Consider the following 25423-nt stretch of genomic DNA (forward strand, 5'->3'; position numbering starts at 1 on the left):
AAATACATATCATGAAAGCCTGCCTGCCTCAAGTTTGGTCGGCGTCGGACGGGCGGCGCTCCCGTCCCAGCGCTTCCACGAGATAGTCGATGAACACCCTGGCTTTGGCCGACAGGTGCCGGCGGCTGAGGTAGACGGCGTAGAGGGCGAAGGTGCCGAGCGACCACTCCGGCAGAACCTGGACGAGGCGGCCGGCGACGAGGTCGTCCTCGACGATGAAGCCTGGCTGGACGATGACGCCGCCGCCCTCGACGGCGAGGCGGCGCAACAGGTCGCCATTGGTGGCGTGGACGCTGGGGCGGACGCGCACGGCGGCGGTGTCGCCGGCCGCGGTACGGAAGGTCCAGGTGTCGCCACTTGAGAGGTAGGAGTAGCTCAGCGTTTCGTGGGCGGCGAGGTCGGCCGGGTGGGCGGGGTGGCCGCGCGCCGCCAGATAGGCCGGCGCGGCGCAGGTGACGATGGGAATGGAGGCGATGCGCCGGGCGATCAGGTTGGGGCTCGGCGCCTGGGCGATGCGGATCGCCACGTCGATGCCGTCATGGGCGAGGTCGACGACGCGGTCGCTGAGGTCGATGTCGAGCCGGAGGTCGGGGAAGCGGCGGCGGAACTCGGGCAGCAGCGCGGCGAGCACCGAGATGCCGAAGGAGAGCGGGGCGCTGACGCGCAGCAGGCCTGCCGGCGTCACCGCCTCGCGGCCGACGGCCGCCTCCGCCTCGGCGAGATCGGCGAGGATCTGCTCGGCCCGTTCCAGGAATTGCGCGCCGGCCTCGGTGAGCGACAGGCGCCGCGTCGTCCGGTGGACCAGACGCGCGCCGAGATGCGCCTCCAGCGCCGCGATCTGCCGCGACACCGCCGCCGTCGAGGTGCCCAGCTTGTCGGCCACCGCCACGAAGCTGCCGGCGCCGGCCAGCGCGGTGAAGGCCTCCATGCCCCTGATGATGTCCATGATCGACCCATTATTGCGATAGTCGCAACAATCTCTTTCATTCAGGGCGATTTTTCAAGGGGACCGGATGCCGTAGGTATCAATCAACGCCGTTACGGCGACGCGGACATCAAACCCAACAGGAGTTCATCATGAAAGTATCCGTCATCGGCACCGGCAACATGGGTCGCGGCTTCGCCGCCCGTCTGGTCAAGGCCGGCCACAGCGTCGGCGTCCATGGGCGCGACGCCGCCAAGGCCGCCGACGTGGCGCAGGCGATCGGCGCCAAGGCGGTGAGCGCCGCCGAGGCCGGCAAGGCCGACATCATCGTGCTGGCCGTGCCCTTCGATGCCGCCGTCGACGCGCTGAAGGCGCTGGGCGATATCGCGGGCCGCGTGGTGATCGACATCACCAACCCGCTGACGGCCGACTACATGGGCCTGACCATCGGCCACACCACCTCGGCCGCCGAGGAAATCGCCAGGGCGGTGCCGGGCGTTGCGCTGGTGAAGGGCTTCAACACCGTGTTCGCCCAGGTGCTGGCCGGCGACGGCAAGGTGGCCGGCGGCCACGACGTGCCGGCCTACCTCGCCTCCGACAGCGCCGAGGCCAAGGCCGTCGCCGCCGAGCTGGCCCGGTCGATCGGCTTCGGCGTGGTCGATGCTGGCGGCCTGAAGAACGCCCGCTATCTCGAGGCGCTGGCCGGCCTCAACATCTACCTTGGCTACGGCGCCGGGCTCGGGACCGCCGTCACCCCGATCTGGCTGCCGGTCGCCGGCTGAAACTCTCTCTCCTCTCACGCACTCTTTCAGGACGCACCATCATGACCAAGCTGATCGCCATCGCCGTTTCCGCCCTCGCCATCGCCGCCGGCGCCTCGGCCGCCGTCGCCGCCGAAGTTGCCAAGCCGGTGCCGGCGCTCCTTGAGGAGCTGTCGAAGTACCAGCAGGACGAGGCCACCGTCGCCAAGAACCTCGACACCTTCGACACGCTGGATTTCGACGTCTACACCCACCAGAAGTGGGACCGCCTCGGCGAGAGCCACGCCACGGATATCCTGGTGCACTACCCGGACGGCACGACCACCAAGGGCCTGCACGACCACATCGAGGCGCTGAAGCCGATGTTCGTCTTCGCCCCCGACACGCGGATCGAGCAGCACCCGGTGAAGTTCGGCAAGGGCGAGTGGACCGGCGTCATCGGCCAGCTGGAAGGCACGTTCACCGAGCCGATGCCCATCGGTGGCGGCAAGACCATTCCGCCCACCGGCAAGCCGTTCAAGCTGTCCATGGCGACGATCGGCCACTGGACCAAGGCCGGCGTGATGGACGAGGAATACCTGTTCTGGGACAATCAGGACTTCATGAAGCAGATCGGCCTCGGACAGTGATCGAGGCGCGGCGCTGAAGCAGAGCGGGGCGAGCGATCGCCCCGCTTTTGCCGTGGGGGGGCGGAGCGCGTCGGCGACACCATCTATGCGGGGGAGGGCATCCTACGCGGTACGGGACGATCTGCTCGTCACCGGCCAGAACCCGCAATCGTCGGCGGAAACCGCGCGCCTGTTGATGGAGACGCTGAAGTAGGGGCGCGTATCGCCGCCGGGGGAGGTTCTCGACTTTGTCGCGTCTTCCCGACGCTGCCGGATGAATCTCCCATTCCCATCAGGCCGTCATCCTGGCGAAGGCCAGGACCTCGGGCAGGATGAAACGAGCGGGTGCTATCGGGCTCCTGATGGTTCATGGAAATTGATAGGGGCCGGGGAGATTTCTCGTCCTGAGGTCCTGGCCTGCGCCAGGATGACGGGTGATTGATATGTGACGATAAATATCGGCTCGCGTTCTGGATTGGCCTGCGTGCGTAACGCTGCTGGGTGAGGTTCCCGCTCCTATCGCGCCTTCCCGACGCTGCCAGATGAATCTCCCGCTCCTATCCCCCTCCCGTCACCCCTCCGGCGTCTCCCTGTCATCCAGCGTCAGTTGCAGGAAGGCGAGGTCGAGCCAGTGGCCGAACTTCATGCCGACTTGCGGCAGAAGGCCGACCTCGACGAAGCCGAGCTTCTTGTGCAGGGAGAGCGAGGCGGGGTTGCCGGCGTCGATGGCGGCGATCATCACGTGCTTGCCGAGCGCCCTGGCGCGGGCGATCAGCGCCTCCATCAGGGCCTTGCCGATGCCGCGACCGCGCGCGTCGTGGTGGATGTAGATCGAGTGTTCCACCGTGTGGCTGTAGCCGTCGAAGGGGCGCCAGTCGCCGAAGGCGGCGTAGCCGAGCACGGCGCCGGCCGCGTCGACGGCGACCAGAACCGGGTAGCCCTGGCGCTGGCGATCGGCCAGCCAGGCGGCGCGGTTGGCGACGTCGACCGTGGCCTCGATCCAGATGGCGGTGGTGTGGAGGACGGCGTGATTGTAGATGGCGGCGATGCCCTCGGCGTCGGCCGCCCGCGCGTCGCGGATGTCGAATGAAGCGGTCATGCGGCGAGATTAGGCCGCGCCGCGCGGCGGAGGCAAGCCGGATGCGGGGCCTCCCCCGGAGCGGTGCCCCGGGGGAGTGAGGCGCTTCACGCCGCCGCGAACTTGGTGACGAAGGTTTCCACCACTGTTTGCAGGCCTTTGGCCTTCGAGGACAGGCCGGTGGAGAGGTTCATCAGCTGGGTGGAGGCGGCGCCGGTCATTTCCGCCGCCTGGCCGACGCCGGTGATGTTTTCGGTGACTTCGGCGGTGCCCGCGGCGGCTTGCTGGCAGTTGCTGGCGATCTCGGTGGTTGCCGCGCCCTGTTCCTCCACCGCGCCGGCGATGGCCGAGGCGACCTCCTTGATGTTGGTGATCGTCTTGACGATGGAGGTGATGGAGTGGACGGTGTTGCCGGTCGAATCCTGGATTTCCGCCACCTTGGTCTCGATGTCGCCGGTGGCCTTGGACGTCTGGTCGGCCAGCTGCTTTACCTCCGCCGCGACGACGGCGAAGCCCTTGCCCGCTTCACCGGCGCGCGCCGCCTCGATGGTGGCGTTGAGCGCCAGGAGGTTGGTCTGCTCGGCGATGCCGCGGATGATGTTGACCACGTCGCCGATGGCGGCGGCCGAGGCGGCGAGGGTGGAGATGCGGGCGTTGGAGGCCTGGGCCTCGCCATAGGCCAGCTCGGCCACTTCGGCCGAATGGTCGACCTGCGAGCTGATCTCGTGGACGGAGGCGGCCATTTCCTCGGACGAGGCGGCGACGGTCTGCACGTTGCTGGCCGCCTGTTCGGCCGCCGCGGCCACGGCTTGGGCCTGACGGGCGGTTTCCTCGGCGGTGGCGGACAGGCTGCGGGCGCTGTCGGCGATCTCCTCGGACGACTCGGCGAAGTTGGCGGCGAGGTCGCGCATTTCGGCGACGAACTGGTCGGCCAGGCTCTGGCGGCGGTTCAGCTGCTCGCGTTCGGCGCGCTCGCGGGCTTCGCGCTCGACGCGGGCCTCATCGTCGGCGATCATGCTCTGCCGGCACTGCTCCAGCACGCCGCCGAGAACGCCGAAATCGTCGCGCCGGCCGAGGATGGTCACCACCACGTCCTTTTCGCCGCGCCCCAGCGCCAGCACGTAGTTGATGGCGACGCCGAGCGGCCGCGTCACCGACAGGGCGCTGATGGCAGCGATGATCACGGCCAGCAGCGCGGCGACGGCGCTGATGGCGATCTCGATGGCGATGCCGCGCTGGACGGCGGCGGCGCTGTCCTGGCCGATCTGGACGCCGCGCTTGCCGTAGGCGTCGGACAGCTCGGTGCCGAGCTTGTCGATGACGGGATAGGTGGCGGCCAACTTCGAGCGCAGGTCGGAGTTGACGGCGGCCTTGTCGCCGCTCTGGATCTGGCCGGCCAGCGCCATGACGCCGGCGTGGTAGTCCTTCAGCGTCTGTTCCAGCTCGGCGGTCTTGGCCTTGCGGCCGGGATCGCGGGTGGACTTGCTGACCTCCTCGAGCTTGGCGACGGCGGACGCGAAGGCCTGGTCCATCTGGGCGAACAGCTCGGCTTGCCGGGCCGGCTGGTTTGCCGCCTCGTAGAAGCCGGCGCGGCCCTTGGCGATGAACTTGAGTGCGGTTTCGATGTTGCCGGTCTGGGACAGCACGCGGACCGACTCCCGCGTGTAGTTGGCGGCGTCGGTCAGGTAGACGTAGCCCACCACGCTGACGGCGATCAGCATCAGCGTGATGAGCGCAAAGCCGGCGTAGAGCCGGTGGGCGATCTTCAGGCGGTCCATGGTACACCCTTCTGGTGGTCCGAGACGCTCGCCAAAACGAAACCGGGGCGGGCAGCTAGCTTGACCTCCAAGCCCATGGCTCGGGAGCACATCGCTATCTGCCGCACCCCAGGTATGACGGTCGCGGTGGTCCGATATCCAGTAGACCATGACGTTAGAGTGGTTAACGATGTTTATAGTTTCGTCGAGTTTCTATAAAAGTTGACGCCCATGCGGAATAGAACGTAGGTGGCGCCGATTTGCAGATAGATTTATCGAGAATCGACGCTCGTTAGAATATTATCGACTTTAAAACGCTTCATTTTGTCGTGCCTGGAGCGGGTCATACGTTGTACGGAACTATTTTATCTGAATTTTATTCTTTGTCATCTTGGTTACCGGTCCGGACACCTGACAGGAAAGCCGGCGATTTCCTAATGAGTGCGGCTTTGACCTGACTCAACTTGGAGTCACTTCTCCGGTCGGAGCGCAATCGAATGGGCGCGGGCCTTTTCCGGCGGCCCGGCGCGGCTCATCCATTGGTAGGGGATGGCTCGATCGCCTCAGCCCGCCTGATGATCCCTCGGCTTCAGGAGGTCGGCGAAACCGATGCGGTGCAGGAACTCCGCGCGCACCCGGTCGATGACGGCGTAGGACATCGCCAGGGCGTTGGCCATCAGGCGGCCGAAGCCGCTCGATGCGCCGGTGACGAGAATGACCTCATTCATCGTAGCCCCTCAGACCACGCCGCCGTTGGCGCGGACGATCTGGCCGTTGATCCAGCCGGCGTTCGGGCCGACCAGCAGCGAGACGACGCTGGCGATGTCGCCCACGTCGCCGAGGCGGCCGAGCGGGTTCATCTGCCGGATACGGTCGAGCGTCGCCTCATCCTTGCCCTCGAAGAACAGCTCGGTGGCGACGGGGCCGGGGGCGACGGCGTTGACGGTGACGCCGCGCGCGCCCAGTTCCTTGGCGAGGATGTGGGTCAGCGCCTCGACGGCGGCCTTGCTGGCCGCGTAGACGCCATAGCCCGGCTGATAGAGCCCGATGACGCTGGTCGAGAGGTTGACGATGCGCCCGCCGTCGCGCAGGCGGTTCGCCGCCTCGCGGAGGCCGTTGAACGTGCCCTTGAGGTTGATGGCGATCGTCTGGTCGAAGGCCGCGTCGTCGACTTGCGCCAGCGGCGCCAGCTTCATGATGCCGGCGTTGTTCACCAGCACGTCGACGCCGCCATAGGCTGCCTCGGCGGCATCGAACAGGCGCGTCACGGCCTCGGGGTCACTGACGTCGGCCTGGAAGGTCATGGCCCGGCCGCCGGCCTTTTCGATGTCGGCCACCAGGTCGGCCGCGGCCCCGGCGCTGCCGGCGTAGTTGACGACGACCGAGAGGCCGTCGCTCGCCAGCCGGCGGGCGATGGCGGCGCCGATGCCGCGCGAGGCGCCGGTGACGATGGCAACCTTGTTTGTCGAAGGGGTCATTGTGGCTGTTCCTTTGTCGTTTGTCGTGGCTCAGGCGTCGGGGGCGCGGTAGGCGTCGGGGATGGTGAAAACCTCGTCGGCGCGGGCATAGCCGCCGTCCTTGACCTCCTCGATCAGCACCATGGTGTGCGGGCGGGCGGCCTCGGTGAAGTATTCGACGAGCATCGCCGTGGTGCGATGCACGATCTCTTCCTTCTGGGCGCGGCTAAGGGCGGCTTCGGGAACCTTGAAGTTGGCGAAGGGCATGTCTTCACTCCTGTTGGGCGATCCAGCGACCGGCTGACGAGGAGGAAGGTAGTTGTTTTGAAATCTTGCACTAGAAAGCGTATTTCAACATCACTATTCCGGATATCATAACAATCGGAGTGGGGTGATGGATCGCATCGACGTCATGCGGCTGTTCGTCAGGATCGTCGAGCGCGGCAGTTTCGCGCAGGCGGCGCGCGATCTCCAGGTTCCCCGCCCCAGCGCCACGCACGCCATCCAGCGCCTGGAGGCGGACCTCGGGGTGCGCCTCCTCGAGCGGACGACGCGCAACGTGCGGGCGACGCTCGACGGCGCGCTCTATCACGAGCGCTGCGTTCGCCTGCTCGCCGACCTCGACGAGGTGGAAAGCGTGTTCCACGCCGCCGAGCCCAAGGGCCCGCTGCGCGTCGACATGCAGGGCACCATCGCGCGGCATTTCGTGCTGCCGGCCTTGCCCGGCTTCATCGCCCGCTATCCGGGGGTCGCGCTCAACCTCAGCGAGGGCGACCGGATGGTCGACCTGATCACCGAGGGCGTCGACTGCGTTCTGCGGGCCGGCGACCTCACGGACTCCACGCTGATTGGCCGCCGCATCACCACGTTCGAGCAACTGACGCTGGCAAGCCCCGCCTATCTGGCGCGCCACGGGGTTCCAATGACGCCGGACGACCTCGCCGGGCACCGGATGGTCGCCTATGCCGCCTCGGCGACGGGCCAGCCCTATCCGCTGGAGTTCCAGACCGACGACGGCGTGCAGGAGCGGGCGCTGGCCTACGATGTCGTCGTGCGGGGCGCGGAAATCTACACGGCTTCAGGTGTGGCGGGGCTGGGGTTGATCCAGGTGCCCCGCTATCGCGTGGCCCAGCAGATCGCCGAGGGGGTGCTGGTTCCCGTCCTCGAAGCCTTTCCGCCGCCCCCGGTGCCCGTGTCGGTGCTCTATCCGCACAGCCGGCATCTGTCGTCACGGCTCCGGGTGTTCATCGATTGGCTGGCCGAAGTGTTCCGCAGTGCCGAAACGGGGGACGCCTCTATCAGTCTGTCCTCCTCTCTCGAAGGCTGAGGATCTCGAGACGAGAGGGTGACGAGGGTGCTATCGGGCTCCCGCCGTTCTGGAGATTGATAGGGGCGAAGGAGACTTCTCGTCCTGAGGTCCACCTTGCATTCGCATGCGAATGCAAGTGGCCTGCGCCAGGATGACGGGAAAGTGATATAAAACAAGGAGATGCGTCGTGGTTCCGACGTGTGTTCGGTGACCGGACGGGGCTCCCGTTTCTATCAGGCCGTCATCCTGGCGCAGGCCAGGACCTCAGGCCGGACGGGGCGAGGGGGTGATATCGGGCTCCCGCCGTTCTGGAGATTGATAGGGGCGAAGGAGACTTCTCGTCCTGAGGTCCACCTTGCATTCGCATGCGAATGCAAGTGGCCTTCGCCAGGATGACGGGAAAGTGATATAAAACAAGGAGATGCGTCGTGGTTCCGACGTGTGTTCGGTGACCGGACGGGGCTTCCGTTTCTATCAGGCCGTCATCCTGCGCGAAGGCGCAGGACCTCGGGACGAGAAGGTGGTGAGGGATCTATCAGGCGGCCTAACGGTTTTGGAGCGCGATATCGGCCGGGAGCTCTATTCTGCCTGAGGTCCTGCGCCTGCGCGCAGGATGACGGTTCATTGATATAAAACAGGTGGTTAGCGTTGGCGGGAAGCTTATGCCGGCGGCGGAAAGGGGGCGCGTGGCGCCATGCCCTTGCCCCCTTACGGCAAATTGTCCCTGAGGTAGATTTCGATGCGGATGGTTTCCTGGCTGGCGCTGAGCGGCGTGCCGTCGATCAGCGAGCGCAGCACGCGGATGGCGCTGCGGATCTCGTGGCCGGCGTCCTGGTTGATGACGGCGTGGAAGAGGCCGTTTTGCAGGGCGGCGCGCGTCACGTCGTAGAGCTCGTGCGCCACGACGACGGGGCGGGCCTCGGGCGGCAGGTCGGCCAGCACGTCGAGAATGCCCTGGTGGCCGCCGCCGATGTTGTAGAGGCCGACGATGTCGCCCTCGCGCTTCAGGCAGTCGCGCAGCGCCTCGCGCGTCGCCTCGCGCTCGTCGCGGCCTTCCAGCATGACCGGCGACTGGAGGTGCGGGAACTCGGCGCTGATCACCTGGTCGAAGCCCATGCGGCGCTCGACGTGGTCGCGCACCAGCATGGAGCCGGCGACGACGACGATCTTGCCCTCGCGGCCGCCGAGAAACTGGCCGAGAAGGCTGGCGGCGGTGCGGCCGGCGGCGACGTTGTCGATGCCGACATAGCGGTGGCGAGGGAAGCGCGGCGCGTCGGACACCAGGGTGACCACCGGCACGCCGGCGGCGTTGAGGCGGCAGAGCTCGGCCCGGACGGCGGCGGATTCGGTGGCGACCAGCGCCACGCCGGCCACCGCTTCGGTGTCGATGGCGCGCAGGGCGTCGGTCAGCGCGTCGCTGTCGAAGGCGGGCACGGTGCGGACCTCGATGTCGACACGCCTGCCGGCCAGCCGCTTGCGCGCCTCGCGCGCCTCGGCCTCCAGGTGGCGCATGAAATCGCTGGGGCCGTCGGGGATGATGAACACCAGCCGGTCGACCCGCTTGCGCGCCAGCGCCGCCGCCGAGGCGTCGCGCACGAAGCCCAGCTTGTCGACGGCTGCCTTCACCCGCTCGGCCGTGGCGGCGCGCACGCCGGGCCGGTCGTTCAGCACGCGGTCCACGGTGGCGAGACCGACGCCGGCGGCTTTGGCAACGTCGTGGACGGTGGGACGCATGCGTGCTCCTGGAAACGTAAACTCACCTCAGGCGGCCGATTGGCCGTTCCGAACGAATCCCATAGTTTTCAAAGGCTTCTAAACTAGAATGTAATCATCCACATTGTATCCGCCCGCTGTCAACATCGGGCAAGATCATACTGATCATGTCGAGAAACGGGTTCCGGCAGCGATGCCGCCGGAACGCAAATTCAACTACGGAATGCACACATTTGCGGCGATCCGGCTTGGCTTTCGGAGCACGATATCGGCCGCTCGCCCCGTTCTGCCCGAGGTCCTCGCTTTCGCAAGGATGACAGTTTGATAGAAAGGGGAAACAGCTGGAGAGCTGCCATACAGCTTGATGCCGCATGGGCGGCAAGGGTTGCGAATGGCAGTGCGATGAAAGGGGCTCCACCTAACCGATTGTCATTCCTATATATAATGCTGTCATCCTTGCGAAAGCGAGGACCTCGGGCAGAACTGAGCGAGCCGCCGATATCGTGCTCCCCAAACCGAGACGGCCAGTCGCCCCACTTCGTTCCATTGTCCTGAGGGGGCTTCATCGCAGATGTATGCATACCGCAGCCCATTCAAGGCGAGGCACTGAGCCTGATCTGAACCTCGCTGGGGCAGGTAGACATCCCCGCCCCAGTAGAGTTTCGGGCAGGCTCACTCGTGGACGTACATGTCCCAGCCGAGATACTTGGTCGCCGCTTCGGTGACCGCCGCGGCCGAGCTCGAGAAGTTCGTCGCCACGTGGTGCTCGAAGGCGTTCTCGCAGATGTAGCGCAGCAGCTTCTGCAGGTTGGGGATGTCCACCACGCCGGCGCCGCCGAAGGTGTTCAGCGGGTCGTCGGTGAACGAGCCCTGGCCGGTGTAGCCCTTGATCTTGCCGGTGAAGTCGTCGGTGGAGAGGCGCAGGAAGGTCATGGCGCCGGCCTTCACCTTGCCGTCCAGCGTGCCATAGGTGTTCTCGGCGCCCACGGTGCCAGCGATGATCTGCTGGTAGTCCATCTTCACGCCTTCATTGAAGAAGTGCTTGGGCAGGTTCGAGCAGTGGAAGCAGACGGCCTTGTTGGGGTCGCCGCCGTAGTTGTTGTTCCAGTCGAGGAGAGCCGACGGCGTCTCGCTGGCAAGGCCGAGCGCGTACATGGAGAGCGAACCCAGCGTGTCGACCTCGCAGGCCGACGGCAGCAGCTTCTGGCTCATCATGCTCATGACGGTGCAGGGCACGATGCCGAAGAACTCTTCCAGGCTCGTCCAGCACTGCACGGAGGTGATGGTCAGGCGGTTGGTCTCCACCCAGTTGTCCAGCACGGCGCCGAGCTTGGCCATCTTGATGAGGGCTTCCCTGGGCGTGTGGCCGGTGGGCACGTAGGCCTTGATCTCCTCGATCTTCTGCTCGACGGCGGCGTCGGTGGCCTTGAGCTTGCCGATGCGGCCGAGCACTTCGGAGAGGTCGAGCGTGTCGACGGTGATGCCCGAACGCTCGAGCAGCTTCTCCGAGTAGCGCACGGTGTTGAAGGCGGCCGGGCGGGCGCCGACGGCGCCGACGCGCAGGTTCTTGAAGCCGCGCACGATGCGGCAGACGGCGGCGAACCACTTGAGGTCGGCCTCGAACTCGGGCGAGTCGGGCGCCTCGGTGTGCAGCGTCGTCAGCGAATACTTGATGCCATACTGCTGAAGGTTGTTGCAGATCGACATCTTGCCGCAGAAGCTGTCGCGGCGGTGGGTGATGGCCATCTTGCCGGTGTCGTCGGGCGTCGCCTGGATCAGCACGGGCACGTCGAGCCCGGCAAGGCGCAGCGCGTCGGCGAGGCCCCGCTCCTCGCCGAAGTTCGGCAGGGTGATGATGATGCCGTCGATATCCTGCGCGTGCTTCTTGAACAGGGCGGCGCAGATCTCCGCTTCCTTGTAGGTCTCCACCGCGCCGTGGGCCGTCTCTTCCGGCGTTACGACGATCGCCTTATAGCCCTGCTTCTCCAGAGCGGCGATCATCTCCAGCCGGCCGCTGGCGGCCAGATGGCTGGGGAAGAATCCACGGTTTCCGACGATCACGCCGAATGTCATTTGCTTGGCCATCAGGTCTCTCCTCCGCAGTCGCTTGAAATGTTTGAGGTACGCTACCGAAAGAAAAAAGGGGAGTTTTTCGGTAGAGAATTGAGGTGTAATGAGGGGATTCAAGCGAGTCCTGAGGAGCGTACATCAAGGACGGGGGAGAGGCAAGGGTGGGGGAGGGGGTGTTTGGAATCGCTTACTTCTCATGGAGCTATCTGGCTATTGGGGCATTCACTTCTTATTTACAAACCGATCTGAAAGTGATCTCTGGCCTTAATGGGCAACATGGACCGAGATGAGCAAGGGACCGAGAGCAACGATCAAGCCTGCGCTTTTGGTGTGGGCTCGAGAAACCGCAGGATATGATCTTCTGACGGCGGCTCAAAAGCTCGGCGTCGAAGAAGTAAAGATTGTTGCTTGGGAGTCTGGGGAGGATCAGCCGTCGATTCCGCAACTGCGCAAGCTGGCTGAACTCTATAAACGTCCCCTCGCAGTTTTCTATCTTTCGGCGCCCCCGCTCACATTTCAACCAATGCATGACTTTCGACGTTTGCCTGATTTTGGGGGACGCCATTTCTCGCCAGAGCTGACTCTTGAAATCCGCTCTGCCCAGCAGCGCCGAGAGCTCGCGCTTGAGCTGATTGACGACGCTGATGGTGCGCCTCAGCGCTTCGAGCTTTCCACAAGTATTAAGGAGGATCCTGAGAAGGTCGGGGCTTTTGTGCGCGGCGCTCTAGGCATTGATTATCAGCTTCAGGCTCGCTGGCGCGACCCTCGAGTTGCGTTTCATGCATGGCGATCGAGAGTTGAGGACAAAGGTGTCCTTGTCTTTCAGGCGTCGCGAGTTGAAAGCAGTGAAGCGTCGGGATTTGCTGTATGGGCAGATGTGTTGCCTGTTATCGTTGTAAACCGTAAAGACGTCTATCCGCGTAGGGTTTTCTCCCTCCTGCACGAACTTACACATCTGATGTTGCATCAAAGTGGCGTTTCGGATTTGGACGCAAACGGCGCTCGCCCGATAGATGATGAGCGGCTTGAGATGTTTTGCAATCATGTCGCTGGCGCGGCGTTAGTGCCCGAAGATCTACTTCTGGGCGAAACAATTGTACTTGAAAGAGGTTTCGGTCGCCATGAGTGGAGCGATCCAGAAATCAAGTCGCTCGCATTAACATACAGCGTTTCTCGGGAGACCATTGTTCGCAGGCTTTTGACCCTTCGCCGTGCGACTGAGGATTTTTATGGCCGGAAGCGTCAGCAGTACGCCCTAGAGTACCAACAACAACGAGAACGAGAAAAAGAGAAAAATGCGGGCAAGGAGATCCCTCGCAATATGCCGCTCGAGACCGTTGCAAATGTAGGCAAGCCGTTCGCTCGTTGGGTTATAGAGAATTATCGCCAGGATCGGATAAGTCTCTCGGAGGTGTCAGGTTATTTAGGGGTAAAGGTCCGCCACGTTCCCGGCATCGAGCGACAGTTGGACTTCTAAGCTATGATGGATCGGCATGCGACCTACTGCATCGATACCAGTTCTTTGTTGCATGCTTGGTTTCGTGCTTATCCACCAAAGCGTTTCGGAAGTCTCTGGGGTGCGCTCGATAGGTTAATAGACGAGGGGCGGTTGCTCGCTACGATTGAGGTTCTCTACGAGCTGAAAAAGAAGGACGATGGTCTTTTCGAGTGGGCTAAATTTCGAAGAGAACTATTGTTTCGCGAGATTGATGACGGCGTGCAGAGCGAAGTTGTTCGCATCATGGAAGCTTATCCTAAGCTCGTCGATACTGGGAAGGGGAAATCGGGGGGTGACCCCTTTGTCATAGCGCAGGCTCTTGCTGCAAGACCTCGGCTGGTAGTTGTTACTCAGGAGTTGGGTGGATCCCTCGATAAGCCTAAAATTCCGTTTGTTTGTGATCAGGAGGGGATTCGCCATATAGATTTTTTAGAGCTAATCGAAGAGGAAGATTGGGTTTTTTAGTATACTAACCATATGCATGAGTGAATATTTTCTTTTTGTTGACTCATTACTTTCGAGATTGCCGTTTTGGATGTTGGAAAGACAACGATGTTTGGGAGTGGGTCCAACAGTGGTGCGGCATGGAAACGGCCGACAGGTCGATAGGTGGTGATGATGCCCCTAGGTTCCATTCAGGTCTGAGTTTGTTTCCGGCATTAGTTTTGCCCTTACGGGCGGTGATGTCGGGCGTAGGCGCGGAGCCCTTTAGCTGGCGGCGCGCCAGAGCTCGACGGCTGGGAAGGTTGCCGGTAGTTTTGCCAATACGCTGAACGCGCCTTCAAAGTCCGGCTCCCCCGAGAGACACATGCCTCACGTCCTGCGCGCCATCCACCACACGGGCAATCTGAACGCTGTCTGGCTTGACCCTATACAGGGCGAGCCAGCGCTCGCAGGTGAGGTGTCGTGCGCCTTCGGCGATGTCGGGGCGGGCAGGGCCTAGCATCGGGTTGTCGGCGAGCATGGCGATGCGGCGCTCGATGCGGTCGGTGATCGTGTCGGCGGCGTCCGGACCTGACTTGCCGGCGATTCAGACCCAGAGGTCGACCATGTCGGTGCGCGCCATGGCGGAGTAGGTGACGGTTGACATCCTACTCTTTGGCCATCAGGCGCTTGCGGCCCTCGGCGTTGACGGCTTCGGCGTCGAGCGGCCGAAAGTCGCCGCTTTCGATGCCGTCCTGCCAAGCCTGCTGAAGAAAGCGCAGCCTCTCGCCCTCGGCGTGGTCGAGCTTTTCCATGAGCCGCAGGGCCTCCCGCACCACCTCGCTGGACGAGGCGTAGCGGCCGGACTCCACCTTGGTCTTGACGTAGCTCACCAGTTCGTCGGTCAGCGACACATTGAGGTTGCCCATGTCGAAGATCTCCTTCCCTTCGATGATGGCGGCGATAACAGAGAATGGCAATGTTTGTTATTCTCGCGGTGATCCGCGTCCGTTGGGGGAACGATTGCCCGGGCGGGCGCGTTCTCCTGTTGCCCGTCGGCATGGCTGCCGCCCTTTCAGCGCATTGGCCCGCCGATTGAATCTCGCGCTTTCGCGTCCCACGTTCATTGCTTGACGTGTTCAGCATTTCGCGGCGCGGCCGGGCGGCACACACGGCCCCCGCCAGCCGCCGATCCATTTCTCAGGAGACATTCATGGCCGAATCCATTGCCCACTACATCGCCCGCTTTCTTGGCGAGGCCGGGGTCAAGCGCATCTGGGGGGTGACGGGCGACAGCCTGAATGGCCTCAGCGACAGTTTGCATCGGCTGGGCGAGATCCGCTGGATGGGGACGCGGCATGAGGAGGCGGCGGCGTTTGCGGCCGGGGCCGAGGCGCACATTACCGGGGAGCTGGCGGTGTGCGCCGGCTCGTGCGGGCCGGGCAACCTGCACCTCATCAACGGGTTGTTCGACTGCCAGCGCAGCCATGTGCCGGTGCTGGCGATCGCCGCGCACATTCCCTCGTCGGAGATCGGCTCGGGCTATTTCCAGGAGACGCACCCGCAGGAGCTGTTCCGCGAGTGCTCGGTCTATTGCGAGCTGGTGACCAACCCCGAGCAGATGCCGCGCGTGCTGGAGGTTGCCGTGCGCACCGCCATCGCCAGGAAGGGCGTCGCCGTCATCGTGCTGCCGGGCGATGTGGCGCTGAAGCCGATGCCTGACGATGTCGACATCCGCTGGCGCGAGCCGGAGCTTGGCCGCCTGGTGCCGTCGGCGGCGCAGGTGGATGCGCTCATCGACATGCTCACCGCCAGTTCGAAGGTGACGCTGCTCTGCGGCGCCGGCTGCGCCGAGGCGCATGACGAGGTGGTGGCGCTGGCCGCCCGGCTGAAGGCGCCCATCGTCCACGCCCTGCGCGGCAAGGAGTTCGTGGAATACGACAACCCCTATGACGTCGGCATGACCGGGCTGATCGGCTTTTCCTCCGGCTATCACGCCATGGACGCGGCCGACACGCTGTTGATCCTCGGCTCGTCCTTCCCCTACCGCGCCTTCTATCCGGCCGGCGCGAAGATCGCCCAGGTGGACAGCCGGCCGGAAAGCCTCGGCGCCCACACTCAGATCGATTTGGGGCTGGTCGGCGACGTCAAGGCGACGGTGGCGGCGCTGCTCGACAAGCTGCCCGAGAAGCGTGACGACGCCTTCCTCAAGACGGCGCTCGACCACTATGCCAAGGCGCGCAAGGGGCTGGACGACCTCGCCACCGACGATGGCGCCAAGGGCCAGATCCACCCGCAATATCTCGCCCGCCTCGTCAGCGAGAAGGCGGCCGACGACGCCATCTTCACCTGCGACGTCGGCACGCCCACGGTGTGGGCGGCGCGCTACGTGACGATGAACGGCAAGCGGCGGCTGATCGGCTCGTTCAACCACGGCTCGATGGCCAACGCCCTGTCGCAGGCCATCGGCGCCCAGGGCGTCGACCGCAACAGGCAGGTGGTGGCGCTCTGCGGTGACGGCGGCTTCGCCATGCTGATGGGCGACATCCTCAGCGTGCGCCAGCTGGACCTGCCGCTGAAGATCGTCATCTTCCACAACCGCTCGCTCGGCTTCGTCGCCATGGAGATGAAGGCCGGCGGCTACATCTCCGACGACACCGACCTCAACAGCCCCGACTTCGTCAAGGTGGCCGAGGCGATCGGCATCAAGGGCATCCGCGTCGACGACGCCAAGGCGCTGCCGGCGGCCCTCGACGAAGCCTTCGCCACGCCCGGCCCTGTTTTGGTGGACGTGATGACCGCCAAGCAGGAGCTGGCCATGCCGCCGCAGATCACCCTGGAACAGGCCAAGGGCTTCTCGCTCTACATGATGCGGGCGATCCTGAGCGGCCGGGGCGATGAACTGATCGAGCTGGCCAAGACCAACTGGCGGTGAGGGGGTAATGGTTCAGTCGTGGCTTCATGTGGGCGCCACTCTGTCAGCGCAGGCATCAAATGTGAAATCACGGCTGCATTCTGCGCGTTGGATGGGTTGATATCGATGTATGAGTTGATTTGTTGGTTATTCAGCTTTCTAGATAAGCTATAGCTTCATAATGGTGTCATGTGCTATGCTCTGCCGTGAAAGGTGAAGGTGCAGCTGCATGGACCCTAGAAGCGCCGACATTCTGTTCAAGGGGGAGCCGGCCGGCACGCTGGTCGAGACGGCCGGTGGCGGCACGCGCTTTACCTATCGGGCCGACTGGCGCGGCGGCGATATCGGCTGCTGCCTGCCGTCGCTCCGGCGCGAGCATGAATGGCCGGTCGGGCTGCATCCGTTTTTCCAGCATATCGGTTCGGAAGGCTGGCTTCGGGAGCAAAAGGCCCGGGCGGCGCACGTGGTTGGCGACGATGATCTCGGCCTGCTGCTGCGCTATGGCGCCGACTGCATCGGGGCAGTGAGCGTTCTCCCGCCCGATGATGCCGAGCCGCTGCCGGCGATCACCGAGGCCACGGTCAACCCTGGCCGTACCGTGTCGGGCGTTCAGAGAAAGCTGCTGGTCGCAAGGGACGCTGACGGGCGTTTCCTGCCGGCCGCGGCGACGGGGCCGGCGCCCTATATCGCCAAGTTCAACTCCGAGCGGATCGGCAGCCTCGTTCGCAACGAGGCGCTCAGCCTCAGGTGGACGGCGGCCGTGCTGGGCAAGGCGGAGGTGACCGAGTTCACCACGGCGATGGTCGCCGGTCTCGGCGAGATCGCGCTGGTCGTCAGCCGTTTTGACCGGACGACGGAGGGCGGCAAGCTGCGGCTCGAGGATTGCGCGCAGATCCTGCAAAAGCCGAGAGGGCAGGACTATGCCGGCAAGTACGATGCCGCCTATGAGGACGTGGCGGCCGTCATCGGCCAATACTCGTCGCGGCCGCAGATCGACCTTGCGCGCCTCTTCAGGCGGCTGATCGCCTTCGTCCTGATCGGCAATTGCGACGCCCACCTCAAGAACTTCTCGCTTCTGGAAACGCCCGATGGCCTGCGCCTGTCGCCCGCCTATGACGTGGTGAACACCGCGCTCTATGACGGCTTCGATCAGGTGTTGGCGCTGTCGATCGGCGGCCGGCGCGTGCAACTGGAGGCGGCCGATCAGGCGCTGTTCCGGGCGTTCGGCAAGGAGATCGGCCTGCCGGACCGGGCGGTCGAGCTGGCCTTCAGGGATGTGAAGCGCGGCGTCGAGCGGGCGGCATCCGTCATTCGGCCGCCGGAGGCCGAGCCCGAGGATGGCTTCACCCATCGCTTCAGGGAGATCGTGGACCGCTCATGTCTCAGACTTCTTCCATAGCGCCGCTGTCCTGGCCGCGCCTCGTCGAGGAGGCGTTGCGCCGCCGCAAGGCGGAGGGGCTGACGCAGAAGGACCATGCGGCGCTGGCCGGCGTCAGCCATCCGACGATGGCGGCCTTCGAGCGCGGCGAGACGACGCTGACTCTGGCGAAAGCGATGGACATCCTGCGCGTGGTCGGCCTCGTCGACGAGCCGTCGCCGGAAGACGCTCAGTCGCGCTTCGTGCGCGAAGCCTTCGAGCGCTGGCAGGCGCTGGTGGCGCCGCTGGCGCAGGACGCGCCGGCCCGTTTCCCGAATGGCTGGTACCGGATCGACTATTGGCTGGAAGGCGACCTCAGGACGCCCGACCTTGCAGCGTTCGAGCGGCTTCTTGAAAAGTTGGTCGTAAAAAAAGGTGGTTGGCCGGTATTCTGGGCTCCGGCCGGCGTGGACACTTTTATGCGCGAGGGGGAAGGGGTGATCGAGTGCTGGTGGTCGCCGCCCAGCGAGGATGCCCACAATATATTCGACACTCCCGATTTTTATACATTCTGGAGTGCCAGGACCACGGGGCGGATGGTTCTGATGCGCGGCTATGAGGAAGACGGGGCGGGCACCTTTCCGGCAGGGGCCATCCTCGATACGACGTTGCCGATCTGGCGGATGGGCGAGGTGCTGCTGCACGCCGAACGGCTGGCCTCCCTTCTCAAGAAGACTGCGGACAGCGCGGTAACCGTGCATTTCCGCGCGCTCTACACCGGGCTGAGCGGCCGCGTTCTCCGCTCCTGGGCCAACCCGCTGAGCGACCTCGTCATCCAGGGCCACGCCGCCCGCAGCGACGAGGCCGAGTTGCAAGCGGAAATCCCGGCCGCCGACATCGAAGGGCGGCTCGCCGAACATCTGTTGCCGCTCACCGCCTCGCTCTACGAGCGCTTCGGCGTCGCCGGCCTGTCGCTCGACCGGGTGAAGGCGGAGGTGGAGCGCCTCAAGGCAAGTTCGGTGCGCTGAGCGGGGGGCGCCGGCCTTGGCCGCGCGCATCGGTTGACAAGCGTCAGCTCCCGGTTGCGGTTCTCCTGGCCGGGCACCATAGTCTCCTGACGGGCTCAGATGACGCCATGGGCTGGTCGTGGGGCGACGGAACGAGGGGTGTATCAGGTTGGCTCGGTATTGGGAGACCGATATCAACCTCCCGCCTCTTCCGGCCTGAGGTCCTGGCCTGCGCAAGGATGACAGCATTATATATAGGGATGACAATCGGTTAGGTGGGGCTCTTTCATCGCGCCGCCACTCGCAACGCTTGCCGCTCCGCTCATGCGATATCAAGCTCGATGGCGGTACTCCAGCGGTTTTCCCTTTCTATCAATCTGTCATCCTTGCGAAGGCCAGGACCTCAGGCAGAAAGAAACAATCGGCCGATATCGCGCTCCAAAAGCCGAGCCGACCGATCAGCCCCCTTCGTCAAGTAGGTAGGCGCCGGCCGTGGCCGACGCCCCTCTTGTCTTCGCTCACTTCACCGCCGCATTCCCTCCATCGGCGTAGAGCGCCGAGCCCGTGACGAAGCTCGATTGTGGGCCGGCGAGGAAGAGGGCGGCCTGGGCGATCTCTTCCGGTTGGGCGATGCGCTTCATGGCGTGGAGGCCGGCGGCCCAGTCCTTCTGGGCCTGATCGCCGGCCATGCCGGTGTCGGTGCCGCCGGGCAGGAGGGCGTTGGCGCGGATGCCTTTGGCGCCGTAGTCGGCGGCGATGCCCTTGACGAGGCCCATCAGGCCGGCCTTGGCGGCGGCGTAGGCGCCCATGCCCGGCAGGCCGACGCTGGTGCCGACGAAGCTCGACGTGAAGACGATGGAGCCGCCGCCGCGCCTGAGCATGGCGGGGATCTGGGCGCGGCTGGCCAGGAAGGCCGAGGTGAGGTTGGTGGTCAGCGTCGCCTGCCATTCGTCGGGCGTGAGATCGGCCAGCGGCTTGAGGGCGCCGACGGTGCCGGCGTTGTTGAAGGCGATGTCGAGGCCACCGAAGGCGCTCACGGCCTCGGCCACCAGCGCGTCGTGGCAGGCGGGTTCGCCGACGTTGCCGGCGACCAGGCTGACCTTGCCGCCCCGGCCCTTGATCTCCAGAACCACCGCCTCCAGCGCTTCGGCCCCACGCGCGTTGAGCACGACGGCGGCGCCCTCGGCGGCAAACAGCAGCGCCGCCGCCCGCCCGATGCCCGACGACGCGCCGGTGATGATCGCCACCTTGTTGTCCAGGATTCCCATCTGTCTCTCCTTTGTGTGGGGGAGACCGACATAGGAAACGGGGTGGGGCGCCAGACACCCGTTTCTCGTCGTGGGCGACTGTGACAGCCGAAAACAGCCAGTCACGCGCCGCCAGCGTGAAATTGCAAGATCCTCCATATCCTCTCGATACCTGTCACTACTCATCGACAGGCGTCCTGGGGTATGGTGAGGATAACGATCATAGGTCGCCGCCTGGAGGGCGGACGCCAGAGAAAAGGGAGTTGAAAGCCGATGACGCAGCAGGCCATGGCCGCGGCGATCGCCGAGGGACGCACATCGCTGGGCATTGAGCTCGGGTCCACCAACATCAAGGCCTGCCTGATCGGGCCGGATCACGAGGTGCTGGCCACCGGCACGCACGGCTGGGAGAACCAGTTCGTCGACCGCCTGTGGACCTATTCGGAAGAGGCGATCTGGGCCGGCCTGCAGGCCTCCTTCGCCGCGCTCTCCGCCGACGTGAAGACGCGCTACAACGTCGATCTGACAAAGGTGGGCGCTCTCGGCTTCTCGGCGATGATGCACGGCTATCTCGCCTTCGACGCCGCCGGCAAGCTGCTCGTTCCGTTCCGCACCTGGCGCAACACCAACACCGAGCGCGCCGCCGCCGAACTGACCAAGACGCTGGGCTTCAACTTCCCGCTGCGCTGGTCGGCCAGTCACCTCTATCAGGCGGTGATCGACAACGAGCCGCATGTGGGCGATGTCGCCTACATCACCACGCTGGCCGGCTTCGTCCACTGGCGCCTCACCGGCCAGAAGGTGATCGGCGTCGGCGATGCCTCGGGCATGTTCCCGATCGACGCCGCCACCCACGACTACGACGCGCCGATGATGAAGCGCTTCGGCGAGATGGTGAAGGCGCACAAGCCGGGCCTCGACGCGCCCAAGCTGTTCCCGAAGGTGCTGGTCGCCGGCGAGGACGCCGGAACGCTGACCGCCGAGGGCGCCAAGCTGCTCGACCCCACCGGCAAGCTCGCTGTCGGTATCCCGGTCTGTCCGCCGGAAGGCGACGCCGGCACCGGCATGGTGGCGACCAACGCCGTGGCGCCGCGCACCGGCAACATCAGCGCGGGAACCTCGATCTTCGCCATGGTGGTGCTGGAAAAGCCGCTGACCACGGTGCATGAGGAACTCGACATCGTGACGACGCCGGGCGGCGATCTCGTCGCCATGGTCCACTGCAACAACGGCGCCAGCGAGCTCGGCACCTGGGCCGGCGTGTTCACCGAATTCGCCAAGGCGATCGGCGGCAAGTCGGACGCCAACGCCGTGTTCGGCGCGCTGTTCGAGGCGGCGCTGAAGGGCGAGGCGGATGGCGGCGGCCTCTTGGCCTACAACTATCTCGCCGGCGAGCCGATCACCGGCCTCACCGAGGGGCGCCCGCTGGTGGTGCGCACCCCCGGCAGCCGCCTCACCCTCGCCAACTTCATGCGCACCCAGCTCTACGCCGCCTTCGGCACGCTGAGCCTCGGCATGAACGTGCTGCATGGCGAGGGCGTGAAGCTCGACTCGATGTTCGCCCACGGCGGCATGTTCAAGACGGCCGGCGTCGCGCAGCGTCTGCTCGCCGCCGCCATCGGCGCGCCGGTGACGGTGGGCGACACGGCGAGCGAGGGCGGCGCCTGGGGCATCGCCGTGCTGGCCGAGTATCTCAGGAGCGGCAAGGGCAAGGTTCTCGGCGATTACCTCAATGAGCGAGTGTTCGCCGGCGCCAAGCTGGATGTGGCGAAGCCCGATGCGGAAGACGTCAAGGGCTACGGCGCCTGGCTGAAGCAGTACGAGGCGGGTCTGGCGATCCAGAAGGCCGCCACGGAAGCCATCAGCTGATCGTTCGGAAAACCATGACAAGAGCATCCCCGGTGGCCGCGCGTCGCTGGGGATGTTTTGTTTGGAACGCTATATCGGCGTTGAGCTTCGTCCTGCCCGAGGTCCTGCGCCTTCGCGCAGGACGATTTTATATATAGGGAACAACGGGATAAGCCGATCGCCAACTCATGTGGCGCAGCGCGCGCCTCAACGGAGATTGCAACCTCAGTCTCTCAAGTGCGTGACGCTATCTATCTGTTTTATATCAATTAATTGTCATCCTGCGCTTTAGGCGCAGGACCTCAGGCAGGAAAAGGCGCGCGGTTCATATCGGGCGTCATGCTTCCTTCGAGAACAGCTTCTTCAGGAAGAAGCGGCGGGGCGTGTCGGCGTTGCCCTCCAGCTCGCCGCACTGCTCGAAGCCGAGCTTGAGGTAGAACGGCCGCGCCTGAAAATCGAAGGTGTCGAGGAACAGGCCGAGGTAGCCGCGCTCGCGGGCGATCCGCTCGGCTTCGGTCATCAGCGCGCGGCCGAGGCCCTGGCCTCTCAGGGCGTCCGGCACGATGAGATACTTGATGAACAGCCAGTTGTACTCGTCGGAGGCGTAGAGGCCGCCGACGATTTCGGCCGTGTCGGGCCGTCTCAGCAGGATGCCGAGATTGGGCCGCTCCACGATGTGGCCGGTGTGCGGGGCGTTGAAGTCCAGCAACAGTTTCAGGAGCTGGTCTCGCTCGTCGGCGGTCGGCTCATCGGCGATAAGTTCGAGCGTGGGGCGCATTGCCAAGACATGGCGCAAGGCGGCGGCGCTGTCCAGCGATCCCTTTCGGGTATCGGGTTCAGGTCATTTGGGGCGCGATATCGGCGTTGAGCTCCGTTCTGCCTGAGGTCCTGGCCTTCGCCAGGATGACGGCTTTATATATAGGGAACAACGGGATAAGCCGATCGCCAACTCACGTGGCGCAGCGAGTGCCCCAATGGAGCGCGTAATCTCAGCCTCTCAAGTGCGCGACGCTATCCATTTGTTTTATATAAATTAATTGTCATCCTGCGCGAAGGCGCAGGACCTCAGGCAGGAAAAGGCGAGCGGTTCATATCGCGCTCCCGGCCGCCCGCCCCAACCCCTCAATCCACCTCGCGGCCGTGGCGGCGGTCGAGCCAGCGCATGGCGGGGGTCACCGTCAGTCCGTGCATGAGGATGGAGATGAAGGCGACCAGCGACAGGATGACCCACAGGCGTTCGCCCTCCTGGAAGTCGCCGTTGTTGAGGCCGAAGGCGAGGTAGTAGAAGGAGCCGACGCCGCGGATGCCGAAGAAGGCGATGGTGAGCTTTTCCGACAGGGTGGCGGGGGCGCCGATCAGCGCCACCAGGCCGGCGAGCGGGCGGATGACCAGGAGGATCAGCGCCACGGCCAGCATGTCGACCCAGCCGACGCCCGCGAACAGGCCGCCCATGATGGCGCCGCCGAAGGCGAGCAGCAGGGCCATCATGGTGATGCGCTCGATCTGCTCGGTGATGTCGTGCATGTCGCGCTGGAAGTGGTGGTCGCGGTGCGAGTTGCGCAGCGTCAGCGCCGTGACGAAGACGGCGAAGAAGCCGTAGCAGTGCAGCATTTCCGAGACGCCGTAGGAGACGAAGGTGGCGGCGATGGCGACGAGGCCGTCGCCAGTCTTCGCCAGCGTGTCGCCCGGCATCTTGAACGTCGCCCAGCCGAACAGGTGCCCCACCAGCCAGCCGACCGCGATGCCGGCGGCGATCTCCCAGACGACGTTGACGGCGAGCCAGTGGGCGAGCCACGGCTCGCCGGTGGTGGCGGAAAGGCTGAGCGCGATGGCGAGGTGGACGAAGGGGAAGGCGAAGCCGTCGTTCAGCCCGGCCTCGGAGGTCAGCGCGAAGCGGACGGTGTCCTCCTTGCCCTCCAGCGGGTCGCCCACCTGCACGTCGGCGGCGAGAACGGGATCGGTGGGGGCGAGGCTCGCCGCGAGCAGCAGGGCGGCGACGGCGCTGAGCCCCAGCACGGTGACGCCGGTGAACACGATGGCGAGGATGGACAAGGGCATGGTGACGGCGAGCAGCCGCCAGGTGGCGCCCCAGTCGCGGAAGGAAAAGCGGCGGTCGATCTTCAGCCCGGCGCCCATCAGCGCCACGATGACCACGAACTCGGTCAGCCGCTCGGTGAGGTAGGGGTGGGCGATGGGCGAGGGGTTGGGCGCCGGCAGCGGCCCGATGTAGACGAGGCCGCCGATGATCAGGCAGACGATGGGCAGCGACAGCGGCAGGCGGCGCAATGCCAGCGGCAGCCAGGCGACCAGCGCGATCAACAGGCCGGCGCCGGCCATGGCCGCCGGATAGGCGTCGATCTCCCAGCCGAACAACTCCAAGCCTGCCCCCCTTCGCAACCGTGCCCCGCGCGAAAAGGCAATGCGCGAGGGGGGCAAACGGTTCCCGTCTACCGCGCCGCCGGGTTGAGCGAATAGGTGCCCATCGCCTCGCCCTCGGCCAGCACGTGGCCGGCGAGCGCCGCCTCCAGCGCCGGGCCGTCGAAGGCGCCGGTGAGGCCGAGCGAGGGCGTGTCGAGAGCATAGACGCGGACGGTGTAGTGGTGCGGCCGGGCGTCGTTCATCGGCGGGCAGGGGCCGTCATAGCCGCCATAGGTGCCGGCCATGTCGGCGTTGCCGGTGAAGAAGCCGGTGAAGGCGTTGGCGCCGCGAAGGCCGTGCGGCGTCTCCCCCACCGGCTTGCCGTGCGGCACCACGCCGTCGCTCTCGGCGCCCTCGGGGATCGTGGTGACGGTGGCGGGGATGTCGGCCAGCACCCAGTGGTGGATGGTCATGCGCGGCTCGCTGTCGGCGATCACCGTGGCCGGCTTGTTGATCAGGCCGAGGTCCTTGGGCACGTCGGGGTCGGTCATGGTGAGCGCATAGGCGCGCGTGCCCTCGGGGCCGGGCGACCACGTCACTTCCGGACTGACGTTTTTCGGCCCGCCCTCGCCGGGGGCGCAGAAGGCGGCCTTGTCGGGCAGGCGGCCGGTGTCGTCGAGCCCGCCAATCGTCACCTTGAGCGGCTCGGCGGCGATGGCGGCACCGGCGAGCATGAGGGCGAGGGCGGCGGAGGAGAGGCGATAAAGGGCTTTCATGGGGGCTATCCTCTTGCTTTGCAACGGCTTGAGGATAGGCGGCGGCCCGGACGACCGCGCGCCGGAGCCGATCAAGTTCGGTGCCGAACCGATCAGCCCCGGCGAGGTGTCCATGGCCTTGCGCGGGCCGGCAGGGTGGCCGAAAGCGACGGGACGGAGCCCGATATCGGCGGCTCGCTCGACCGTCCCGAGATCCTCTGCCTTCGCAGAGGAGGACAGCTTGATGGGGAGGGGGAGATAGGTCGGCGGCGACGGGGCGTGTCACGTGGCCGGGCGGCCTCCGGCCAAGCTCCCGTTTCATATCCTTCTCCTGTCAT

At 65.2% G+C, this 25423-nt stretch carries 23 protein-coding genes; 9 read left to right on the forward strand and 14 right to left on the reverse strand.

Translation table 11 applies throughout. From position 1 onward, the window contains the following. Nucleotides 1-28: 28 nt before the first annotated feature. Nucleotides 29-946 carry a LysR family transcriptional regulator gene (locus M4J39_RS19115; protein ID WP_251730080.1) on the reverse strand — a complete coding sequence of 306 codons (918 nt, stop codon included), beginning with the start codon at nt 944-946 and terminating at the stop codon, nt 29-31. Between the two features lie 131 nt (nt 947-1077). On the opposite strand from M4J39_RS19115, the gene M4J39_RS19120 reads away from it, so the two are divergent. Then, entirely contained in the window at nt 1078-1707 is a 630-nt protein-coding gene (locus tag M4J39_RS19120) for an NADPH-dependent F420 reductase (protein WP_251730081.1), read from the forward strand. A gap of 41 nt (nt 1708-1748) precedes the next feature. After that, the gene (locus M4J39_RS19125) at nt 1749-2315 is read left to right on the forward strand and encodes an ester cyclase (protein WP_251730082.1); all 567 of its coding nucleotides are present in this window, start codon (nt 1749-1751) and stop codon (nt 2313-2315) included. A gap of 550 nt (nt 2316-2865) precedes the next feature. Here M4J39_RS19125 and M4J39_RS19130 read toward each other — a convergent pair. The 5 genes from M4J39_RS19130 to M4J39_RS19150 all read right to left on the reverse strand — a co-directional run bounded on the left by M4J39_RS19130 (nt 2866) and on the right by M4J39_RS19150 (nt 6853). Next, a complete protein-coding gene (locus M4J39_RS19130) occupies nt 2866-3393 on the reverse strand; it encodes a GNAT family N-acetyltransferase (RefSeq protein WP_251730083.1) in 528 nt (175 codons plus the stop codon). Nucleotides 3394-3479: 86 nt separating this feature from the next. Next, on the reverse strand, nt 3480-5150 hold the full coding sequence (locus M4J39_RS19135) for a methyl-accepting chemotaxis protein (protein ID WP_251730084.1): 1671 nt from the start codon (nt 5148-5150) through the stop codon (nt 3480-3482). A gap of 542 nt (nt 5151-5692) precedes the next feature. Then, the gene (locus M4J39_RS19140; RefSeq protein ID WP_251730085.1) at nt 5693-5857 is read right to left on the reverse strand and encodes a hypothetical protein; all 165 of its coding nucleotides are present in this window, start codon (nt 5855-5857) and stop codon (nt 5693-5695) included. A 9-nt stretch (nt 5858-5866) separates the two neighbouring features. Then, nucleotides 5867-6607 carry an SDR family oxidoreductase gene (locus M4J39_RS19145; RefSeq protein ID WP_251730086.1) on the reverse strand — a complete coding sequence of 247 codons (741 nt, stop codon included), beginning with the start codon at nt 6605-6607 and terminating at the stop codon, nt 5867-5869. A 30-nt stretch (nt 6608-6637) separates the two neighbouring features. Next, nucleotides 6638-6853, reverse strand: a complete 216-nt coding sequence (locus M4J39_RS19150; RefSeq protein ID WP_251730087.1) for a 4-oxalocrotonate tautomerase family protein — start codon at nt 6851-6853, stop codon at nt 6638-6640. Between the two features lie 127 nt (nt 6854-6980). On the opposite strand from M4J39_RS19150, the gene M4J39_RS19155 reads away from it, so the two are divergent. After that, complete coding sequence (locus M4J39_RS19155; RefSeq protein ID WP_251730088.1) at nt 6981-7913, forward strand: LysR family transcriptional regulator; 933 nt, start codon at nt 6981-6983, stop codon at nt 7911-7913. Between the two features lie 690 nt (nt 7914-8603). Here the strand turns inward: M4J39_RS19155 and M4J39_RS19160 are convergent. Both M4J39_RS19160 and M4J39_RS19165 read right to left on the reverse strand, forming a co-directional pair. After that, the gene (locus M4J39_RS19160) at nt 8604-9629 is read right to left on the reverse strand and encodes a LacI family DNA-binding transcriptional regulator (protein ID WP_251730089.1); all 1026 of its coding nucleotides are present in this window, start codon (nt 9627-9629) and stop codon (nt 8604-8606) included. A gap of 651 nt (nt 9630-10280) precedes the next feature. Further along, nucleotides 10281-11693 carry an L-fucose/L-arabinose isomerase family protein gene (locus M4J39_RS19165; protein WP_251730090.1) on the reverse strand — a complete coding sequence of 471 codons (1413 nt, stop codon included), beginning with the start codon at nt 11691-11693 and terminating at the stop codon, nt 10281-10283. Nucleotides 11694-11964: 271 nt separating this feature from the next. On the opposite strand from M4J39_RS19165, the gene M4J39_RS19170 reads away from it, so the two are divergent. Both M4J39_RS19170 and M4J39_RS19175 read left to right on the forward strand, forming a co-directional pair. Beyond that, entirely contained in the window at nt 11965-13155 is a 1191-nt protein-coding gene (locus tag M4J39_RS19170; protein WP_251730091.1) for an XRE family transcriptional regulator, read from the forward strand. 3 nt (nt 13156-13158) lie between these two features. Next, a complete protein-coding gene (locus tag M4J39_RS19175; RefSeq protein ID WP_251730092.1) occupies nt 13159-13641 on the forward strand; it encodes a DUF4411 family protein in 483 nt (160 codons plus the stop codon). A 316-nt stretch (nt 13642-13957) separates the two neighbouring features. On the opposite strand, the gene M4J39_RS19180 is transcribed toward M4J39_RS19175, so the two are convergent. Together M4J39_RS19180 and M4J39_RS19185 are read right to left on the reverse strand one after the other, a co-directional pair. Further along, nucleotides 13958-14206, reverse strand: a complete 249-nt coding sequence (locus M4J39_RS19180; RefSeq protein WP_371875484.1) for a type II toxin-antitoxin system RelE/ParE family toxin — start codon at nt 14204-14206, stop codon at nt 13958-13960. Nucleotides 14207-14267: 61 nt separating this feature from the next. Continuing rightward, entirely contained in the window at nt 14268-14579 is a 312-nt protein-coding gene (locus M4J39_RS19185) for a type II toxin-antitoxin system ParD family antitoxin (RefSeq protein ID WP_371875483.1), read from the reverse strand. A 233-nt stretch (nt 14580-14812) separates the two neighbouring features. On the opposite strand from M4J39_RS19185, the gene poxB reads away from it, so the two are divergent. The 3 genes from poxB to M4J39_RS19200 all read left to right on the forward strand — a co-directional run bounded on the left by poxB (nt 14813) and on the right by M4J39_RS19200 (nt 18898). Further along, nucleotides 14813-16534: a ubiquinone-dependent pyruvate dehydrogenase gene (poxB, locus tag M4J39_RS19190; protein ID WP_251730094.1), complete on the forward strand. Its 1722-nt coding sequence runs from the start codon at nt 14813-14815 to the stop codon at nt 16532-16534. A gap of 208 nt (nt 16535-16742) precedes the next feature. Further along, the gene (locus M4J39_RS19195) at nt 16743-17912 is read left to right on the forward strand and encodes a type II toxin-antitoxin system HipA family toxin (RefSeq protein ID WP_251730095.1); all 1170 of its coding nucleotides are present in this window, start codon (nt 16743-16745) and stop codon (nt 17910-17912) included. Continuing rightward, nucleotides 17891-18898 (forward strand): helix-turn-helix domain-containing protein, encoded by a 1008-nt coding sequence (locus tag M4J39_RS19200; RefSeq protein ID WP_251730096.1) that lies wholly within the window; start codon nt 17891-17893, stop codon nt 18896-18898. The genes M4J39_RS19195 and M4J39_RS19200 overlap by 22 nt, the downstream gene beginning before the upstream one ends. 497 nt (nt 18899-19395) lie before the next feature. Here M4J39_RS19200 and M4J39_RS19205 read toward each other — a convergent pair whose 3' ends face one another. Continuing rightward, nucleotides 19396-20145 carry an SDR family oxidoreductase gene (locus M4J39_RS19205; protein ID WP_251730097.1) on the reverse strand — a complete coding sequence of 250 codons (750 nt, stop codon included), beginning with the start codon at nt 20143-20145 and terminating at the stop codon, nt 19396-19398. Between the two features lie 252 nt (nt 20146-20397). Here M4J39_RS19205 and M4J39_RS19210 point away from each other — a divergent pair, with 252 nt between their 5' ends. Then, nucleotides 20398-21993: a xylulokinase gene (locus M4J39_RS19210; protein WP_251730098.1), complete on the forward strand. Its 1596-nt coding sequence runs from the start codon at nt 20398-20400 to the stop codon at nt 21991-21993. A 316-nt stretch (nt 21994-22309) separates the two neighbouring features. Here the strand turns inward: M4J39_RS19210 and M4J39_RS19215 are convergent, their stop codons facing one another. From M4J39_RS19215 to M4J39_RS19225, 3 genes are all read right to left on the reverse strand, one after another. Beyond that, nucleotides 22310-22750 carry a GNAT family N-acetyltransferase gene (locus tag M4J39_RS19215; protein ID WP_251730099.1) on the reverse strand — a complete coding sequence of 147 codons (441 nt, stop codon included), beginning with the start codon at nt 22748-22750 and terminating at the stop codon, nt 22310-22312. 344 nt (nt 22751-23094) lie between these two features. Then, nucleotides 23095-24351, reverse strand: coding sequence for a sodium:proton antiporter (locus M4J39_RS19220; protein WP_251730100.1), 1257 nt, complete (start codon nt 24349-24351; stop codon nt 23095-23097). Between the two features lie 68 nt (nt 24352-24419). After that, on the reverse strand, nt 24420-25106 hold the full coding sequence (locus tag M4J39_RS19225) for a YbhB/YbcL family Raf kinase inhibitor-like protein (RefSeq protein WP_251730101.1): 687 nt from the start codon (nt 25104-25106) through the stop codon (nt 24420-24422). Nucleotides 25107-25423: the final 317 nt, after the last annotated feature.

This window comes from Pleomorphomonas sp. NRK KF1 (genome assembly GCF_023721755.1).
Lineage (GTDB): Bacteria > Pseudomonadota > Alphaproteobacteria > Rhizobiales > Pleomorphomonadaceae > Pleomorphomonas.

Excerpts from the sequence above, each read along its gene's own strand:
- M4J39_RS19115 (WP_251730080.1), bottom strand. The coding sequence starts at position 946 with ATGGACATCATCAGGGGCATGGAGGCCTTCACCGCGCTGGCCGGCGCC.
- M4J39_RS19125 (WP_251730082.1), top strand. The coding sequence starts at position 1,749 with ATGACCAAGCTGATCGCCATCGCCGTTTCCGCCCTCGCCATCGCCGCC.
- M4J39_RS19205 (WP_251730097.1), bottom strand. The coding sequence starts at position 20,145 with ATGGGAATCCTGGACAACAAGGTGGCGATCATCACCGGCGCGTCGTCG.
- M4J39_RS19150 (WP_251730087.1), bottom strand. The coding sequence starts at position 6,853 with ATGCCCTTCGCCAACTTCAAGGTTCCCGAAGCCGCCCTTAGCCGCGCC.
- poxB (WP_251730094.1), top strand. The coding sequence starts at position 14,813 with ATGGCCGAATCCATTGCCCACTACATCGCCCGCTTTCTTGGCGAGGCC.
- M4J39_RS19195 (WP_251730095.1), top strand. The coding sequence starts at position 16,743 with ATGGACCCTAGAAGCGCCGACATTCTGTTCAAGGGGGAGCCGGCCGGC.
- M4J39_RS19155 (WP_251730088.1), top strand. The coding sequence starts at position 6,981 with ATGGATCGCATCGACGTCATGCGGCTGTTCGTCAGGATCGTCGAGCGC.
- M4J39_RS19130 (WP_251730083.1), bottom strand. The coding sequence starts at position 3,393 with ATGACCGCTTCATTCGACATCCGCGACGCGCGGGCGGCCGACGCCGAG.
- M4J39_RS19145 (WP_251730086.1), bottom strand. The coding sequence starts at position 6,607 with ATGACCCCTTCGACAAACAAGGTTGCCATCGTCACCGGCGCCTCGCGC.
- M4J39_RS19210 (WP_251730098.1), top strand. The coding sequence starts at position 20,398 with ATGACGCAGCAGGCCATGGCCGCGGCGATCGCCGAGGGACGCACATCG.
- M4J39_RS19135 (WP_251730084.1), bottom strand. The coding sequence starts at position 5,150 with ATGGACCGCCTGAAGATCGCCCACCGGCTCTACGCCGGCTTTGCGCTC.
- M4J39_RS19140 (WP_251730085.1), bottom strand. The coding sequence starts at position 5,857 with ATGAATGAGGTCATTCTCGTCACCGGCGCATCGAGCGGCTTCGGCCGC.
- M4J39_RS19225 (WP_251730101.1), bottom strand. The coding sequence starts at position 25,106 with ATGAAAGCCCTTTATCGCCTCTCCTCCGCCGCCCTCGCCCTCATGCTC.
- M4J39_RS19160 (WP_251730089.1), bottom strand. The coding sequence starts at position 9,629 with ATGCGTCCCACCGTCCACGACGTTGCCAAAGCCGCCGGCGTCGGTCTC.
- M4J39_RS19200 (WP_251730096.1), top strand. The coding sequence starts at position 17,891 with ATGTCTCAGACTTCTTCCATAGCGCCGCTGTCCTGGCCGCGCCTCGTC.
- M4J39_RS19175 (WP_251730092.1), top strand. The coding sequence starts at position 13,159 with ATGATGGATCGGCATGCGACCTACTGCATCGATACCAGTTCTTTGTTG.
- M4J39_RS19170 (WP_251730091.1), top strand. The coding sequence starts at position 11,965 with ATGAGCAAGGGACCGAGAGCAACGATCAAGCCTGCGCTTTTGGTGTGG.
- M4J39_RS19120 (WP_251730081.1), top strand. The coding sequence starts at position 1,078 with ATGAAAGTATCCGTCATCGGCACCGGCAACATGGGTCGCGGCTTCGCC.
- M4J39_RS19165 (WP_251730090.1), bottom strand. The coding sequence starts at position 11,693 with ATGGCCAAGCAAATGACATTCGGCGTGATCGTCGGAAACCGTGGATTC.
- M4J39_RS19215 (WP_251730099.1), bottom strand. The coding sequence starts at position 22,750 with ATGCGCCCCACGCTCGAACTTATCGCCGATGAGCCGACCGCCGACGAG.